Below are 15,634 nucleotides of genomic sequence, written 5' to 3' on the forward strand. Positions count from 1 at the left end.
TCGGTGCGGTGAGCGCCGGGGCGCACGCGTCACCGGGCCGGCCGACTCCGGCAGGCCTCGGCCCGGTGGCGTCGGACCGCATGGGGTGGAGGTTCCGCGGCGACATCGGCCGGGCCGCCGTGGGTCCGCGGCATGGTGGAGGCGTGGGTCAGGCTCCTGGCAGCCCCCGTCAGGGATTCGGCTGGTCGGCGCCCGCGTCGTCGGCGGAGACCTTCGCCCCGGACTGCAGCAGGGCTTTCAAAGCATCGGCGCCGTCGGCCCCGGCCGACGCGGCCGCCAGGTTCGCCTCGGTGACCGCGCGGAGCACTTCCTCGCGCTGGATCTTGACGCCCCGAGGAGCGTCGATGCCGATGCGCACACCATCACCGCGGGAATCGAGCACGGTGATGACGATGTCGTCGCCGATCAGGATCTGCTCGCCGACCTTTCGCGTTAGTACAAGCACCGTGTCACTCTATCCCGGCCGGCTCCGCACGACGTCGACCGCCGCCCGGCCTGCGCGGCCCGGCAGGTGCAGAGGCGGAGGCCGGTGCAGAGGCGGACGCCGGGGCAGAGGCCGAGACAGGTGGAGCCTCCCCTGCGGGGCGCCCCTCCAGCCATCCGATGGGGAGACCGAGCGCCTGCACGGTCTCCGGTGTCGCCGTGCCTGCCGACCCGACGACGGCGAGCCCTGCCGGAGCGAGCCCGGCACGCTCCATGCTGCGTCGTAGCGCCCCGACCCACGCCGCGGTGTCCGCCTCCTTGCGCCCGGCGTCGACGACGAGCCATACCTGGTCGGGCCTCAGCGCGAGCAGGGCGCGACCGTCCGCCACGGGATCCTCCGAGGACAGCGCGACGAAAACGGCGTGACCGCCGTCGACCCCCGCCGCACGAGCGGCATTCGCCTCCAGGCTGTCATCGACGGATCGGGCCTCAGGACGTACCCAGTGCGGCGGTCCCGAGACCGCGACGGCCGTGGGCGCTCCCCTGCCCAGGACGGTGGCCATCGAGGAGGCAACCCCCCACGCTGTGGCGGGCGCTCCGATGACGACGACGAGATCGCCGGGTGCACGCAGCACCGAGGGCGCGGGCGGCGCGGCGGCGGGAGCACGGAGGACCTGGCCAGGGACGTCGGGCAGATCGGTCGGGTCGCCTGCACCTTCCCGGAGGAACGCGGCTCCGGACTCGGATCCGGACCCGGGCCGGGACGGATCGGCGTCCGGCTTCTCGGCCACCACGTCCGGGTCCACGGCGAACGACCGCCGGGGTTCAGCGGTTCCAGTCCCGGAGGATCCTCCGGGAGGGTGCTCGGCCACCGCATCCGGCCCCACGGCGAACGGCTGCCGCGACCCGGCCGCCCCGGCCCCGGAGGTGACCGGCGCGACCGGCGCGACCGGCGCGACCGGCGCGACCGGCGCGACCGGCGCGACCGGCGCGACCGGCGCGACCGGCGCCGAGGAGGATACCGGCGTTACCGGCGCGGGGTTCGTCGCGAACGTCAGCTCGTCCATGAGTGCCGCGAAGAGACCGGAATCCGTGGAGACCGCAGCCGGGAGCGAGTTGCCGCGCTCCTGGGTCCCGCCGCGGTCGGCGTCGGGCCCTCCCGCGATACGGACCTCGTCGAGTTCGGCCTGCTGGAGGAGAGCATCGAGGCCTGAGGGGGCCACGGCCGCGCTCCGGCGTCCGCGAGGACGCCCGCTGGAGGCATCGCCCCGGCGCACGGCACCGGCACCACCGGTGGAACCGTCGCCCGCGCCCTCGCGAGAACCACCGTCGCCGTCGGGCTCCGGCACCTCGACCACGATCTCGTAGTGCTTCCGCGCGAGGACGCCGCGGATCCCACCGACCGTCACGAGTTCCGCGGACACGATGAGGGCGCGCGGACCGTACAGCCCTGCGACCTTCGCCTTCAGCTCCTCTAGGGAGGGACCCTCAAGATGAAATAACTGCGGTGCCACGGACCACTCCTACTGTCTCGATCGCGACGTTGGCGCTCGTGACCTCCTGATAGGACAACACCGGCAGGTTCGCCGCCTGCGGTCCGACGAGCCGCCTGAGGGCCGGCCGCAGCGCAGGCGCACACACGAGCACGGCGGAGTTCCCGGCTGTCTCGATGTCGGCGACCGTCGAACGGACGGAGGAGAGCACGGCGTCGGTCCGCGCAGGATCGAGCATGATCTGTGTGCCCTGATCGGACGGCCGGAGCCCCTCGAGCATCGACTGCTCGAGCAGGGGGTCGATCATGATCACCCGCAGCAGCGTGCCGTCGAGGTACTGCTGGGTGACCGCCGGCCCGAGGGCCAGCCGCGCCGCCTCGATGAGGCCCTCGGGCTCGGAGGACGATTTGGCCTTGAGCGTCAGCGCCTCGTAGATGCGGGCGAGGTCGTTGATCGGCACCTGCTCGGACAGGAGTCCCTGCAGGACGCGCTGGACCTCGGCCAGGGACAGCAGCCCGGGGACGAGCTCCTCGACGGCCGATGGGTTCACCTGGCGGACGCCGTCGGTCAGCACCCGGACATCCTCGCGGGACAGCAGGCGCGCGGCGTTCGCGGTGATGACCGAGGACAGGTGCGTCACGAGCACGGATACGCGGTCGATCACCGTGGCGCCGGCCAGCTCCGCGTTGTGCCGGAGCTCGGCGGGCACCCACTTCCCGGCGAGTCCGAAGACCGGCTCGACGACGGCGGTGCCCGGCAGGTGCGCGAGGTGGTCGCCGAGAGCCAGGACCTTGCCGCGCGGAGCTTCACCACGCCCCGCCTCGACACCGGCGATCTTGATGACGTACGTGGCCGGAGGCAGCTCCACGCTGTCCCGCGTGCGCACCGGAGGCACCACGACGCCGAGTTCGAGGGCGATCTTGCGCCGTAGGGCGCGGACACGGCCGAGGAGGTCGTCCGGCGCCCCGGTGACGACGTCCACCAGGTCGGGCGCGAGCAGCACCTCCAGAGAGTGGACGCGCATCTGCTCCAGCAGGTCGTCGGTGTTGTCCGTCGACGGCCGGGCCGCCTCGGCCTCGAGCGCGGCGGCGGCCGTCCGGGCGTCGGCCTCGGACTTCCTGATGCTCTGCGCGATGACGATCAGGCCCGCGCCCACCACGATGAAGGGCAGCTTCGGCATCCCCGGGATCAGCGCCATGACGACCGCCGCCGCACCCGCGATGCGCAGGGCGTTCTGCGACTGGCCGAGCTGCTGGGCCGCGGTGGAACCCATGTCCGCCTCGGCGTTGGAGCGCGTGACGATCATGCCGGTGGACACGGCCATGAGCAGCGCAGGGATCTGGGTCACGAGGCCGTCGCCGATGGTGAGCAGGCCGTAGGTGGTGAGCGCCTCGGAGACGGGCAGGCCGTCCTGCAGCATCCCGATCGCGATGCCGCCCACGAGGTTGATGATGATGATGATGATGCCGGCGATCGCATCACCCTTCACGAACTTGGACGCACCGTCCATGGCCCCGTAGAAGTCGGCCTCCGCAGAGACCTCGGCGCGCCGCTCGCGGGCCTGCGTGTCCGTGATCAGCCCGGCGTTGAGATCGGCGTCGATGGCCATCTGCTTGCCCGGCATCGCATCGAGGGTGAAGCGGGCTCCCACCTCGGCCACGCGCTCGGCGCCCTTGGTGACCACCACGAACTGGATGACCACGAGGATGAGGAAGACCACGGCTCCGATGATGATCGATCCGCCGACCGCGACGTGCCCGAACGCGGCGATGACCTCCCCGGCGTAGCCTTCCCCGAGGACGAGACGGGTGGAGGCGACGTTGAGGCCCAGGCGGAACAGCGTGGCCACGAGCAGCAGGGACGGGAACACCGAGAAGTCCAGCGGCTTGCGGATGAACATGGTGTTGAGCAGGATCACCAGTGCGAGCAGGATGTTCACGATGATCAGCAGGTCCAGCAGTACCGAGGGCACGGGCACCACGAGGAGCAGGATGATGCCGACGACCCCGACGGGCACGAGGAACTTGGGGGCGGATGAGCGCATGATCTAGAGGCCTCCGGCGGTTGCGGGTCGGACGGGCAGGGTGTGGACGCCGCGTGCGGCTCCCCTGGTCTTCAGGGACATGACGAACGCGAGGATGCGGGCCACCTGGTCGTAGTTCTCGAAGGGGATCTCCTGGCCGAGCTCGCACGCGGCGTGCAGCGCTCGGGCGAGCGGGATGTCGGAGACCATCGGGACGTTCTCCTTCTCCGCTTCCTCGCGGATTCTCGCGGCGATCACCCCGGCACCCTTCGCGACGACGCGCGGCGCGGAGCGTCCGGGTTCGTACTTCAGGGCGACGGCGACGTGCGTGGGGTTGACGAGGACGACGTCGGCCCCGCCCACGGCGGCGATCATGCGGTTCCTGCTCATGGCGAGCTGGCGTGAGCGCCGCTGGGATTTGATGAGGGGGTCGCCGTCCGAGTTCTTGTTCTCGTCCTTGACCTCCTTCTTGGTCATGCGGGTCTTCTTGCGGTTGCGGCGCTGCACCACCAGGACGTCCATCGCCGCGAGGGCGAGGCCTGCGACGACGGCGGCCTGCAGGAGTGCCGCCGTCCCCTCCCCCGCGGTGTTCAGGAGGGCAGCCACCGACAGCCCGCCGGCCGCCATGAGCACGGGCATCAGGTTCTGCACGACGACGACGAGCACCAGGCCGACCACGCCGGTCTTCAGGAGCGCCTTCGCGCCCTGCCAGAGGGCCTGCCCGCCCAGGATCCGCTTGAGGCCGGTGACCACGTTGAACTGCTCGAACTTGCCGGAGAACTTCTTGACGTGGATCCCGCCCTGCAGGGCCGCGGTCCCGAGGACGGCGACCAGCAGCACACCGAGGAAGGGGCCGAGGGTCCCGGCGAGCGAGGCGCCGCCGTCGGCCAGGGCGTCCAGGGCGGCCGCGGGGTCGGGACTCGCAATGGTGTCGGTCACGCGGACGAGCTGCTCGGTGGCGGCGTCGGCCGATCGGGAGAGGAGGGAGGGCAGCATGAGGGCGGCCGCCCCGACGCCGATCCACGCCGTGAAGTCCTCGGACTTGGACAGCTGGCCCTTCGAGCGGACGTCCTTCATCCGCTTGTCAGTGGCCTGCTCGGTCTTCTCCCCGGAGTCCTCCGCCATCGTCAGCCCACCCCCATCAGGAGTTCGGCGGCGGTGTCCGCGAGGGTCGAGACCACCCGCGGGAGCGCGATGAACACCACGCCGCCGAGGCTGAGCGTGATGAAGATCTTGAGCGGGAAGCCCAGCGCGAACGCATTGAGCGCGGGGGCCACACGCGTGAGGAGCCCCAGGCCGACGTCGGCCAGGAAGAGGACGACGATGAGCGGCCCGGCGATCTGCACCGCGGCCAGGAACATCCCGGTCACGGCGCCGGTGAGTGCCTCCGCGGGCTCCGCGAGGTCCAGCCCGCCGCCGAGTGGCAGGGCGTCGAAGGTGCGCACGAGCCCGCCGATGATCAACTGGTAGCCGTCCGAGGTGAAGAGCAGCGTCAGGGCGGTCAGCTGGAACAGGCGCGCGAACTGGGCGCCGTTGACCATGGACTGCGGGTCGAAGCCCTGGGCCAGCGAGAAGCCGCCGAAGAGGTCGATGAGGCTGCCGGCGGACTGGACCGCGGAGAACACGACCAGGACGAGGAAGCCGAGTGCGGCGCCGACCACGAGTTCGAGGACCAGTGCGCCGATGTACTGGCCGGTCCCGCCGGTCTCGTACCCGGCCTCGACCGTCGGGGACACCGCGAGGGCGAGCCCGACGGCGAGCATCGCCTTCACGCGTGCGGGGATGCCCTTGTAGGAGAAGGGCGGCGCGATCACGAGGAACGCGACGATCCGCACACCCGCGAGCATGATCGCTTCGATGCGGGACTGGTCCAGGACGATCTCCATGTCAGCCGCCCCCGAGGAGCCCGGGGATGCGCTCGAACATCTCGTGCGTGAAGGAGATCATCTCGGAGATCATCCAGTGGCCGCAGACGAGCAGGGCCAGGCACACGGCGGCGGCCTTCGGGACGAAGGAGAGCGTGACCTCCTGGATCTGGGTGATGGACTGCAGCAGCGAGATCGCGAACCCGACCACGAGGGCCGTCAGGAGGACGGGCGCGGACAGCTTCGCGGCGACCCAGATCCCGGCGAGCCCGATGTCGAGGACGGCGTTGGTATCCATGTCAACCGCCCTGGTAGCTGTTGATGAGGGCCGTGATGATGAGGCCCCATCCGTCCACGAGGACGAACAGCAGGATCTTGAAGGGCAGCGAGATCATGACCGGCGGCAGCATCATCATGCCCATGGACATCAGGGCCGCGGAGACCACGAGGTCGATCACGAGGAACGGCACGAAGATCACGAAGCCGATGATGAACGCGGCCCGCAGCTCGGAGATCATGAAGGCGGGGATCAGGGTGGTCAGCGGGACGCTCGCGGCGTCCTCGGGATTCGGTTGCCCGGCGGCCCGCGTCATGAGCGCCAGGTCCTCCTCGCGGGTGTGGGCCAGCATGAAGGTCTGGAGCGGTCCGGAGCCGTCCGTGAGTGCCTCCGTGAACGTCGTCGAGCCATCGAGGTAGGGCTGGACGGCGAGGTTGTTGATCTCGGTGAGGACCGGCGCCATGATGAACAGCGACAGGAACAGGGCGAGCCCCGCGAGCACCTGGTTGGGCGGGATGGACGGCAGGGACAGGGCGTTCCGGGTCATGGCGAGCACCACGAAGATCTTCGTGAAGGACGTCATCATCAGCAGCAGGGCCGGCGCCACCGACAGCAGGGTGATGCCGATGAGGGTCAGGACCGCGGAGCTCGGTGCACCGTTGACGCCGTTGATCTCGACCGAGAGCCCGTCGTCGCTGCCCGGCGCCAAGGGGGCGGTGGGGTCCGCGGGTGCGGACGGCGCCGTGGGTTCGGGGACACCCGGGTCCAGTTCGCCCGCATGGCCGGCGGCGGCACCGAGGAGGACGACGACGACGGCGAGCACGAGGGCCGCGAGCGCCGTGAGCACCGTCGGGAGCGGCGCGCGGAAGGACCGGGCGGGGAAGCACCGGGCGGAGCGTGCACCCGCGTCAGAGCGCACGGCCACGCCCGGAGCGGGGTGAGGTACGCCGGCGAAGCGTGCCGGGCTGACCGACGGCAGGAACGCCGTCGTCACCCGACCCGTCCCTGGCGCAGGAAGGCTGCGGTCTGCTTCCAGGTGGCCGGCGCGAGGATCGAGCCGTGCAGTGGTGCCGTGGGGCGCACGGGCTCGACCGCCCGGGCAGCCCGGGCCGCACGGCGTGTGGCGGGCACCGGATCGTTCCCGGTCGTGGCGAGGCGCAGCGATGCGGCGAAGTCCGCGTCGGGTGCCGGGCCGGAGGAAGGATCCGATCCGGAGTCTCCGGACGGGACGGCACGGGGCGGCAGGGCGACGGCGTCGGCCGCGGGAACGGCTTGCAGCGTCCGCGGGGCCGCAGCGGAGTGCAGTACCGACACCGCCTGCTCGGTGACGCCCAGGTAGAACCGGGTGCCCTCGGCGTCGACCACCACGAGGGAGGCCTTCGCGCCGAGGCCCTGGCGGGCGACGACGGACACGAGGCCCGCACCGGCCCGCGTGCCGTTGAGCTTCGAGATCTTGCGGTGCAGCACGAAGAGCAGCGCGAGGACGACGCCGAGGGACAGCAGCACCCGCAGCGCGAGGACCACGACGTCCACTAGAGGGCGCCGTCGGTGACGTCGAGGATCTGCGTGATGCGGACCGCGTAGTCCTGGTCGACCACCACGACCTCGCCGTGCGCGACGAGCCGGCCGTTGAGCAGGACGTCGGCAGGAGCGCCGGCGGAGCGGTCGAGCTCGATGACGGCACCGGGTTCGAGGTCCAGGACGTCCCGGACGGACATGCGGGTGCGGCCGATCTCGACCGTCATGGCCATCTCCACGTTGCTGATGCGCCCGAGGTTCGCCGCGCCGGCGGACGCGGAGGAGCGGCGGGGGGCGGCGCCGGGGCGCGCGCCGCGCAGGCGCAGGGCGAACCATCCCACGGTGCCGGCGGGCCCGGCGAGCCGGAACACGGAGGTCTCGGCGTCGCGGAACAGCGGCAGGGCGTCCTGCACGGCGGGGGCGCCGAGCACGCCGTCGCCGAGGGACGAGGAGGCGGCCTCGAGCGCCGGCACGAGCACATCGGCCGGGGAGACGAGGGGTGACGACGTGCCGGCGGCCGCGGCCAGGGGCTGGGTGTCGATCAGGACGACGGCGAGGTCGGCGGAGGCCGCGCCCACGAAGGACGCGACGACGGCGGTCGACGCGCTGGCGGACGGCACCTCGGAGGCGTTGCAGGTCTGGGCCGTGAGCGGCCCGGGAAGGGGCAGACGCGCGGCGAGGGATGCGGCGGCGTCGAACTCGGCGGTGGTGGTGTTCATGGTGCGGGGTTCTCCTCGGTGGTCACTACTACGCAGGCAAGACGGGATCCGTTCTGGCCCAGGGCGGCCTCGCCGAGCCGCTGCCCGTTGACGGCGAGCTCGAAGGGCCGGTGCTGCGGATGCGGCAGCTTCAGGACGTCCCCGACGGCCAGGTCGAGGATGCGTGAGGGCAGGACGGGCAGCGCCGCGAGCTGTACGGCGACGTCGACGGGCACGTGCGCGACCTGCTGTTCGATCAGCTCGCGGGCGTCCTCGCCGGTCGCGGTCGGGTTCGTGTCCCCGAGCTGTGCGAGCAGGAGCTGCGCGGGGATGGCGACCGTCGCGGGGCAGGACCGCTCGCCGACGCGGATCTCGAAGGTGCCCACGATCATGAGCTCCGTGGTCGAGGCCGCCTGGGCGAACTGCGAGTTGTACTGGAGGGAGTCGATCCCAAGCTGGTGCGTCAGCACGGACCCGAGCGAGTAGTGGAGCCCCTCGAGGGCGTCGTCCATGAGCCGCCGGATCAGGGCCTGCTCGATCTGCGTGAACTTCCGTTCGCCCGGAGGCACCGTCCCGTGGCCGCCGAGCATGGAGTCCACCCAGAACAGGCCCGCGGAGGCGGGGAACTGGATCACGGCCTTGCTCGTGTGGTCCGGGATGGTGCACAGGACCATCGCCGTGGTGGCGGGCAGCGACGCCGCGTACTCGTTGTAGGTCTGCATGAGGACCTGCTCGCTCGTCACCTGCGAGATCACGCGGACCTTCGCGGTGAGCTGCGTGCCCCACTGGCGCGCGAAGGTCTCGAACGCGAGTTCGAGTACTCGGGAGTGCTCGCGGGCGAGCGTGGTGGGCCGGCGGAAGTCATAGACATCCACCGCCCTTGCGGGTGCCGAGGGCACGCCAAAGGAGAGTTGTTCCTGGACCGTCACGCCAACGACTATCGGACGACGTCGGCCGGTCGTTAGCGGTTCAGGTGCCGCCGGTGATTCCCGGGATGAGAGCGCGCACGCTCTCGGGTTCGTCGGAGTGCACCACGATGTCCACGCGGCGGTTCAGTTCGAGCTCCGCCTCGGTGGTGCCGGGCGCCAGCGGCCGCGATTCGCCGTAGCCGATGGCCACCAGGCGGGGCGCGGGGACTCCGCCGGAGTCGATGAGGTTCCGCACCACGTTGACGGCCCGTTCGGTGGACAGTTCCCAGTCGAGCGGCCGCGGCACGGAGTCGGGCAGGCGCGCGGTGTGTCCCTCGACGCCCACCTCGTTGGGGATGGTCGCCAGGATCGGTCCCACGCTCTCGAGCACGCGCTGCGTCTGTTCGGTCAGCTGCGCGCTGTCCGGGAGGAAGAAGGTCTCGGAACCGACGAGCCGGATGGTGAGGCCACGCTCGTCGATCACGTAGCGGACGGCCGTCTCGAGGTCCCGCTCGCGCAGCCCGGCGTCGATTCGCTCCTGCAGTGCCCGGAGGTTCTCCACTTCCGCCGTCGCGCGCTCGCGGTCCGTCGTCGGCTCCGCAGCGTCCCCGCCGGCCGATGGTGAGGGCGACGGCGTCGGTGCGGTGGTCTCGGACGCTCCGCCGGCCGATGGCGACGGCGACGGCGTCGGGACGGCGACGTCCGTGGCGCCGGGTTCGTCCTTCGGTGTTTCCGGGGCGACGTCCGCGAGTGCGGCTCCCCCGGTGAAGGACTCCCCCTCGGCGTTGACGTTCTCCGCGGCGACGACGGTTCCCTCCGCCGTGTCCACGGTTGCGGTCTCGACCGTGCCGAAGCCCGTGGCGAGCGAGGCGCGCAGCTGTTCGAACTTCTGCTGGTCCACACTGGACATCGCGTACAGGACGATGAACATGCACATCAGCACGGTGACCATGTCCATGTAGGACGCCATCCAGCGCTCGTCCGGATGTTCCTCGCCGTGCTCCTCGCTGCGCCGGCGGCGGTGCGGGCGTCTGCTCACGCCGCGGCCTTGCCCTGCGCGGCCGGCCCGTCGGCGGCGCCCTTCGCGCCCTTGCCGGAGTCCTTGCCACCCTTGCCCTGCGCATGCTGCGGCACCATGGCCTTCAACCGCTCGCCGAGCAGGCGGGGCTGGCTGCCGGCCTGCACCGCGAGGACTCCCTCCATCAGGAGCGTCATGCGCGCCGTCTCCATCTCACCCAGGCGCTTGATGCGGGTGCCGATGGGCAGCCACAGGAAGTTCGCCGAGAGCAGCCCCCAGAGCGTCGCGACGAAGGCGGCGGCGATCATGGGCCCCAGCTTGTCGGGGCTGGAGAGGTTCTCGAGCACGTGGGTCAGCGAGACGACGGTCCCGATGATGCCCACCGTCGGGGCGTAGCCGCCGAGGCTCGCGAAGAACTTCGAGGCCGTGCGGTGCGTCTGGGAGGCGGAGTCGATCTCGTCCTCGAGGATCTCGCGCAGCTCCTCTCCATCCGTCCCGTCCGCGATGTTCTGGAGAGCCCCGCGCAGGAAAGGGTCGCCTACGGTGTTGGCTTCCTCCTCGAGCGCGAGCAGACCCTCACTGCGGGCCTTCTCCGCGAGGACCACCACGCTGTCGATCGTCTCCTGCGGCGGGACGGTCTTGCCCATCATGGCCGGCGGGACGGCCTTCACCGCGACCAGGAAGTCCTTGAAGGTGCCGCCGGCGATCCCGATGGCGATCGTGGCGCCGAACACGAGGATCATGGGCGCCGGCAGCAGGAGCGCCTCGACGCTCGCGTGCTCCAGGGTGATCATCGCGTACAGCGCGCCGAAGGCGACGAGGATACCGATGATTGTTGCGGGATCCATTACGTGGTCCTTGGTCTGAACTGGACGGGCTGGCCGGCACCCTCGGTGCCGGCCGACCCGCTCTGGCTGGTGTCGGTGGGGGCCGCGGTATCCGCATTTCGGACGAGGCCGAGCGGACGCTGGGCTGCCTGGTCCCTGCCCTCGGACGGGTCACCGAACGGGTCGCCGGGCATGAACCGCGCCAGCGAGATGATGCGCGCGCGGTAAGCGGCGATGAGTTCGATCACCTCGATGAGGGACTCCGTGACGATGTACTTCGCGCCGTCGACCATCACGAGCGTGGTGTCCGGATTCTCGTGGATGCGCTCGATGAGGTCAGGGTTCACCGCGAACTGGCTCTCGTTGAGCCGGGTCACCACGATCATCGGACATCCTGGGGTCGGGACACCCCGGCGGGGTCTCTTCCTCCCACTGTCGGCACGGGCACCGGCTTCGTAAGGGCGGGCACCCACCGGGGAGTCGTGGCGCGGAGCAGCCGCCCGGCGGGCCGCCGATCAGGCGGGCGGGTGCTCGGGTGTGCGGGTGCGCGAAGCGGTGAGGACACCGATAGTGGCGAGTACGGCCATCACCAGAGCCATCTCCGGGTAGCCGCCGAGCACTGACGCGAGCGCGGGGCCCGCGGCGGGAGCCAGCGCTCCGACCACGGTCACCGGCGCCGCGAAGACGCCCTGCAGGGCGCCGAAATTCCGTGTTCCCCACCGGTCCGATACGGAAGTGGCCAGCAGGAGCGTGTTGCAGCCGCGCACCATCCCGGCGATCACCACCACGATGACGAGCAGTCCTGGTGGGCCCGGTATCAGCGCGAGGGCCCACACCGATGCGGCTCCGACGGCGGTGAGCACCACGGTCCGAGCCACGGCTGACGTGTTCGACGGCAGCGCCGAGTACACGATCCGGCCGATGACCTGCCCTACCCCGATCAGGCCGAAGGCCACTGCCGCACTCTGGTAACTCACGCCGCGCTCCAGGAACAGGGCTACCAGATTGAAGGTGACCGCGTAGAGGGCGAGCGTCGAGAGGGCCATGGTGGCCTGGAGCAGACGGAACGGCCGGCTTCGGGACACCGTACGAGTGTCCTGCGGCGGCCCTGCCCCGGCAGGTGGAGCGGCAGTGGAAGACCAGTGGGCGTTGAGGAAGAACCAGTGCAGCGGGATCGTCACGACGGCCAGGATCCCCGCCAGGACGAGGTAGGCGGTGCGCCATCCCAGCCCGTCGATCAACGCCGCAGTGACAGGCGCGAAGATCGTCGACGCGAACCCCGCCACCAGGGTCAGAGCCGTCAGGGCCCGCACCCTGGACGGCCCGAACCAGCGGGTGATGACGACGAACGCCGGCTGGTAGAACACCGCAGCCTGCGCGAATCCCGCGACGATCCACGCGGCAGCGAACACCGGGAAGTTCGGGGCCAGACCCACCAGCACCAGCGCCACGACGCCTATGACACTTCCGATACTCATCAGAAGCCGTGGCCCCGTCCGGTCCAGCGCACGCCCTACCCGCACACCGGCGAACGCGGAGACGATCAGTCCAGCCGAGAACGCGGCCGTCATCGCCGGCACGGACCAGCCGGTGTCCTTGCTGATCGGGACGAGGGCCACCGGCAGCGAGTAGTAGAGCAGGCCCCAGCTCGTGGTCTGCGCGACACACAGCGCCGCCAGACCCCCACGCGGCCGATCCCGCTCGACACCCATCACCAGATAACCCTAAAGTCACCCGCGACCTCTTCTTGCTCATCCATTGCCCGTGGGACTGCTGCTGCCCGCCACGCCCAAGCCCCCGGCGCACGCTCCCCTCTACTGCAGCAGGCAGAGTCGGCGCTCACTCCAGGCCGACTCGGCCTGCTGCAATCATGCGACCTCTGGTGGAGGCAGCGTCCCCTGCAGCCTTGGACGGCAGCCCTTCGGGACCATCGGTGAGCCGGGGACGGCATGGAGTTCCGGATCATTACCTCTTGAGGTTCGTGAGCTCCTGGAGCACTTCGTCCGACGTCGTGATGATGCGCGCGTTCGCCTGGAAACCGCGCTGCGCCACGATGAGATTCGTGAACTCCTGGGAGAGGTCCACGTTGGACATCTCGAGCGATCCCGCGTCGAGCGATCCGAGGCCGTTGCTGTCGGCGGTGCCGATCTCCGCCGCACCCGAGTTCGCCGTCGCGCGGTAGGAGGAGCCGCCCGCCTTCTCCAGGCCCGCGGGGTTCGTGAAACCGGCAAGCGCCACGCGTCCGAGGGGCTGGCGGGAGCCGTCGCTGAACGCACCTATCAGGGTGCCGTCAGGGCCCACGGTGAAGGACTCGAGGGTACCGGCCGCGGAGACCTCGCCCTTCCGGGGCATCCGCAGATCGCTGACCGGGCCACCCTCCTGAAGGACGCCGTTGACAGCGGGCCATCCCTGGACGATGGAGCCGTCCGGCGTGACGAGCCTGCCGTCCGCGTCGGGAGTGAAGGCACCGGCACGGGTGTAGAGCGTCTCCGCGCCGTTGCGGGTGATGAAGAAGCCGTCGCCGGAGATCATCATGTCCGTGGCGCGGCCAGTTGCCTGGGTGGAGCCCTGCGAGAAGTTGGTGATGATGCCGGCCACCTGCGCGCCGAGGCCCACCTGGGCGGGGTTGGTGCCACCGAGGGCTTCCTGCGGAGCACCGGCCCCCTGCGTCAGCTGGGACAGCGTGTCCTGGAACTGGGTGGCGGAGGCCTTGTAGCCCGTGGTGTTGACGTTGGCGATGTTGTTGCCGGTGACATCGAGCATGGTCTGGTGGGAGCGGAGCCCCGAGATGCCGGAGTAGAGCGAGCGAAGCATGATGGTGCCTTTCGAAAGCGGAGCGGGCGGATCAGGAAGTGGGGTGCGGGATCAGGAAACGGGTGCGGGCGACGGCGCAGGGAGCACGCCCACGCCGGAGACGAGGTCGAGGGCGATGCTCTTGCCGCCGATCGTGACGGTGGGGACGGGACCGCTGTAGGAGACGGCCGTTGCCAGGCCGCGGGCCTCGACGCCGTCCGCCCCCGTGTAGGAGACCTCGTTGCCGATCAGCGCGGCCGCCGAGGAGCGCATCTGGAGGTGGAAGTTCTCCTCGCTGACGCCGGTCATCTGCGTGATCTTCTCCATCATGGCCAGCTGCGTGGTCTGCGCGATCATCTCGTTGGTGTCCATGGGAGCGCTGGGGTCCTGGTTGCGGAGCTGGCTGACGAGCAGGGACATGAACACCTCGGAGTCCATGGTCTGCTTCCGGGTTCCGGTGGCCGGGGCCTCGGTGGGGGCGAAGGTCGCGGACGCGACGGGGTCGATGGGCATGGTGTCCTTCCGGGTCAGGCGAACAGATCGAGGGTGGAGGAGCCCGCGGCGGGGCTCGGGGTCCAGGGGGTGCCCTGCACCGGGCGGTGGATCGCTGTAGCGGCATGGCCGGACGGCTCGTCGCGCCGCTCGTCCCTGCGGTCCTCGGGCGTGCCGGTCCCGAGATCGAGCGATGCGGACAGTCCCGACGACGACGCCTCGCGCCGCAGGTCCGGCATGGCCTGCTTCAGGGCCTCGCGCCCGACGTCCGTGGAGGAGAAGAACTCGAGCCGCGTGCCATCCGGGGCGAAGCTGGCGCGGATGGTGATGGGTCCGAGATCGTCGGGTGCGACGGTGACGGTGATGGTGCTCGTCCCGCCCGGGGCGTCGGCCGCGGACCGGGCGAGCGCGAACGCGTGGCCGCCGAGTTGCTGCGGCAGGGGTACCGTGGCCGGTCGGACCGGAGCCGCTGCTGCCGCATCACCGGCTCCGACGACGGCGGTCCCGGACACCGGCGGCAAGGGCACGGGCAGTTCGGCGCGTCCGGGTGCCGGCTGCGGGGCCGCCCCGGCCTGCTCGGTGATCCCGTCGGCGGCCGCTCCGTCACCGGCCTGGGTCGGCGTGCCGGAATCGGTGGTGTCCTGCATGCCGGCCACCGCTGCGGGGGCGGTCGCCTCGGGTGTGGGGTCGGATGCAGGCACGACGCCGTCCGCCGGAACGGTAGAAGCAGTAGGAGCAGCTGCGACGCCTGGGCCGGTTGGACCTGGTGCGGCGCCTGTGGCGGTAGGAGCCGCTCCGGCGCCCGTACCAGTTGGAGCAGACGCGGCGCCCGTACCGACGGGACCCGCCGTGGCACGAGAATCCGACGACGACGCCGGGACGGTGTCTGTGCCTGCGTCTGCGTCTGTATCTGCCGATGGCGCGCCAGTGTCCGTGCCCGACGTCGCCGCACCGGAAACGGCTGTTGCCCGCGGCGTCGCCGTTCCCGCGTCCATGACCGGCGTCGCCTCACTGTTCTCCTCCGTCGGCACCGCGCCGGGGACCGTTCCCGGAATCGCCCGTGCAGGGGATACCGGGCCACCGGGTACGCCGGCATCACCGCTGGACGACGCTGCGGCTCCGGGGACGGTGGGGCCGGTGGTCCCCTCGACGGCAGGGGCGACCACGGGCCCCGGCGATGTCTGCGTGGCCGGTCCGCCCCCGTGCCCGTGCGCCGGGGCGGACGCTGCTGAGGCAGTGGTGACGCTCGACGTCAGGGCTTCCGTGGATCCGGCACCTGGAACCGCTGCTGCAATGACA

General features: G+C 70.9%; 17 protein-coding genes. All 17 read right to left on the reverse strand.

The window, feature by feature from the left end:
* Positions 1 to 169: 169 nt before the first annotated feature.
* The 17 genes from csrA to CXQ92_RS18100 all read right to left on the reverse strand — a co-directional run bounded on the left by csrA (position 170) and on the right by CXQ92_RS18100 (position 15,036).
* The gene (gene csrA, locus CXQ92_RS07570) at positions 170 to 445 is read right to left on the reverse strand and encodes a carbon storage regulator CsrA (RefSeq protein ID WP_104166898.1); all 276 of its coding nucleotides are present in this window, start codon (positions 443 to 445) and stop codon (positions 170 to 172) included.
* 4 nt (positions 446 to 449) lie between these two features.
* Positions 450 to 1,937: a hypothetical protein gene (locus CXQ92_RS18095; protein ID WP_181033589.1), complete on the reverse strand. Its 1,488-nt coding sequence runs from the start codon at positions 1,935 to 1,937 to the stop codon at positions 450 to 452.
* Positions 1,912 to 3,960 carry a flagellar biosynthesis protein FlhA gene (locus tag CXQ92_RS07585; RefSeq protein WP_104166902.1) on the reverse strand — a complete coding sequence of 683 codons (2,049 nt, stop codon included), beginning with the start codon at positions 3,958 to 3,960 and terminating at the stop codon, positions 1,912 to 1,914. Before CXQ92_RS07585 ends, CXQ92_RS18095 begins: the two co-directional genes overlap by 26 nt.
* Positions 3,961 to 3,963: 3 nt before the next feature.
* The gene (locus tag CXQ92_RS07590) at positions 3,964 to 5,064 is read right to left on the reverse strand and encodes a flagellar biosynthesis protein FlhB (protein ID WP_104166904.1); all 1,101 of its coding nucleotides are present in this window, start codon (positions 5,062 to 5,064) and stop codon (positions 3,964 to 3,966) included.
* Positions 5,065 to 5,066: 2 nt separating this feature from the next.
* On the reverse strand, positions 5,067 to 5,825 hold the full coding sequence (gene fliR / locus CXQ92_RS07595) for a flagellar biosynthetic protein FliR (protein WP_104166906.1): 759 nt from the start codon (positions 5,823 to 5,825) through the stop codon (positions 5,067 to 5,069).
* Position 5,826: 1 nt separating this feature from the next.
* On the reverse strand, positions 5,827 to 6,102 hold the full coding sequence (gene fliQ, locus CXQ92_RS07600; protein ID WP_104166908.1) for a flagellar biosynthesis protein FliQ: 276 nt from the start codon (positions 6,100 to 6,102) through the stop codon (positions 5,827 to 5,829).
* Position 6,103: 1 nt separating this feature from the next.
* Positions 6,104 to 6,928, reverse strand: coding sequence for a flagellar type III secretion system pore protein FliP (fliP, locus tag CXQ92_RS07605; protein WP_258069910.1), 825 nt, complete (start codon positions 6,926 to 6,928; stop codon positions 6,104 to 6,106).
* Between the two features lie 143 nt (positions 6,929 to 7,071).
* Complete coding sequence (locus CXQ92_RS07610) at positions 7,072 to 7,614, reverse strand: flagellar biosynthetic protein FliO (protein ID WP_104166910.1); 543 nt, start codon at positions 7,612 to 7,614, stop codon at positions 7,072 to 7,074.
* Positions 7,614 to 8,318 (reverse strand): flagellar motor switch protein FliN, encoded by a 705-nt coding sequence (gene fliN, locus CXQ92_RS07615; protein ID WP_104166912.1) that lies wholly within the window; start codon positions 8,316 to 8,318, stop codon positions 7,614 to 7,616. Before fliN ends, CXQ92_RS07610 begins: the two co-directional genes overlap by 1 nt.
* A complete protein-coding gene (locus CXQ92_RS07620) occupies positions 8,315 to 9,172 on the reverse strand; it encodes a flagellar motor switch protein FliM (RefSeq protein ID WP_258069808.1) in 858 nt (285 codons plus the stop codon). Before CXQ92_RS07620 ends, fliN begins: the two co-directional genes overlap by 4 nt.
* Before the next feature lie 94 nt (positions 9,173 to 9,266).
* Positions 9,267 to 10,244, reverse strand: a complete 978-nt coding sequence (locus CXQ92_RS07625) for a flagellar motor protein MotB (protein WP_104166915.1) — start codon at positions 10,242 to 10,244, stop codon at positions 9,267 to 9,269.
* On the reverse strand, positions 10,241 to 11,071 hold the full coding sequence (locus CXQ92_RS07630; protein ID WP_104166917.1) for a motility protein A: 831 nt from the start codon (positions 11,069 to 11,071) through the stop codon (positions 10,241 to 10,243). The genes CXQ92_RS07625 and CXQ92_RS07630 overlap by 4 nt, the downstream gene beginning before the upstream one ends.
* On the reverse strand, positions 11,071 to 11,436 hold the full coding sequence (locus CXQ92_RS07635) for a flagellar FlbD family protein (protein ID WP_104166919.1): 366 nt from the start codon (positions 11,434 to 11,436) through the stop codon (positions 11,071 to 11,073). Before CXQ92_RS07635 ends, CXQ92_RS07630 begins: the two co-directional genes overlap by 1 nt.
* Positions 11,437 to 11,565: 129 nt before the next feature.
* On the reverse strand, positions 11,566 to 12,762 hold the full coding sequence (locus CXQ92_RS07640; RefSeq protein ID WP_104166921.1) for an MFS transporter: 1,197 nt from the start codon (positions 12,760 to 12,762) through the stop codon (positions 11,566 to 11,568).
* A gap of 253 nt (positions 12,763 to 13,015) precedes the next feature.
* The gene (locus CXQ92_RS07645; RefSeq protein ID WP_104166923.1) at positions 13,016 to 13,864 is read right to left on the reverse strand and encodes a flagellar hook-basal body complex protein; all 849 of its coding nucleotides are present in this window, start codon (positions 13,862 to 13,864) and stop codon (positions 13,016 to 13,018) included.
* A 51-nt stretch (positions 13,865 to 13,915) separates the two neighbouring features.
* The gene (locus CXQ92_RS07650; protein ID WP_104166925.1) at positions 13,916 to 14,356 is read right to left on the reverse strand and encodes a flagellar hook assembly protein FlgD; all 441 of its coding nucleotides are present in this window, start codon (positions 14,354 to 14,356) and stop codon (positions 13,916 to 13,918) included.
* 14 nt (positions 14,357 to 14,370) lie between these two features.
* Positions 14,371 to 15,036 (reverse strand): flagellar hook-length control protein FliK, encoded by a 666-nt coding sequence (locus CXQ92_RS18100; protein WP_181033590.1) that lies wholly within the window; start codon positions 15,034 to 15,036, stop codon positions 14,371 to 14,373.
* Between the last annotated feature and the right edge of the window lie 598 nt (positions 15,037 to 15,634).

The organism is Arthrobacter sp. SX1312 (genome assembly GCF_002929295.1).
In the GTDB taxonomy this organism is placed as follows: Bacteria; Actinomycetota; Actinomycetes; order Actinomycetales; family Micrococcaceae; genus Arthrobacter_D.

Coding starts and splice junctions, on each gene's coding strand:
- CXQ92_RS07585 (WP_104166902.1), bottom strand. CDS start 3,960: ATGCGCTCATCCGCCCCCAAGTTCCTCGTGCCCGTCGGGGTCGTCGGC.
- CXQ92_RS07590 (WP_104166904.1), bottom strand. CDS start 5,064: ATGGCGGAGGACTCCGGGGAGAAGACCGAGCAGGCCACTGACAAGCGG.
- fliR (WP_104166906.1), bottom strand. CDS start 5,825: ATGGAGATCGTCCTGGACCAGTCCCGCATCGAAGCGATCATGCTCGCG.
- fliQ (WP_104166908.1), bottom strand. CDS start 6,102: ATGGATACCAACGCCGTCCTCGACATCGGGCTCGCCGGGATCTGGGTC.
- fliN (WP_104166912.1), bottom strand. CDS start 8,318: ATGAACACCACCACCGCCGAGTTCGACGCCGCCGCATCCCTCGCCGCG.
- CXQ92_RS07630 (WP_104166917.1), bottom strand. CDS start 11,071: ATGGATCCCGCAACAATCATCGGTATCCTCGTCGCCTTCGGCGCGCTG.
- CXQ92_RS07635 (WP_104166919.1), bottom strand. CDS start 11,436: ATGATCGTGGTGACCCGGCTCAACGAGAGCCAGTTCGCGGTGAACCCT.
- CXQ92_RS07640 (WP_104166921.1), bottom strand. CDS start 12,762: ATGGGTGTCGAGCGGGATCGGCCGCGTGGGGGTCTGGCGGCGCTGTGT.
- CXQ92_RS07645 (WP_104166923.1), bottom strand. CDS start 13,864: ATGCTTCGCTCGCTCTACTCCGGCATCTCGGGGCTCCGCTCCCACCAG.
- CXQ92_RS07650 (WP_104166925.1), bottom strand. CDS start 14,356: ATGCCCATCGACCCCGTCGCGTCCGCGACCTTCGCCCCCACCGAGGCC.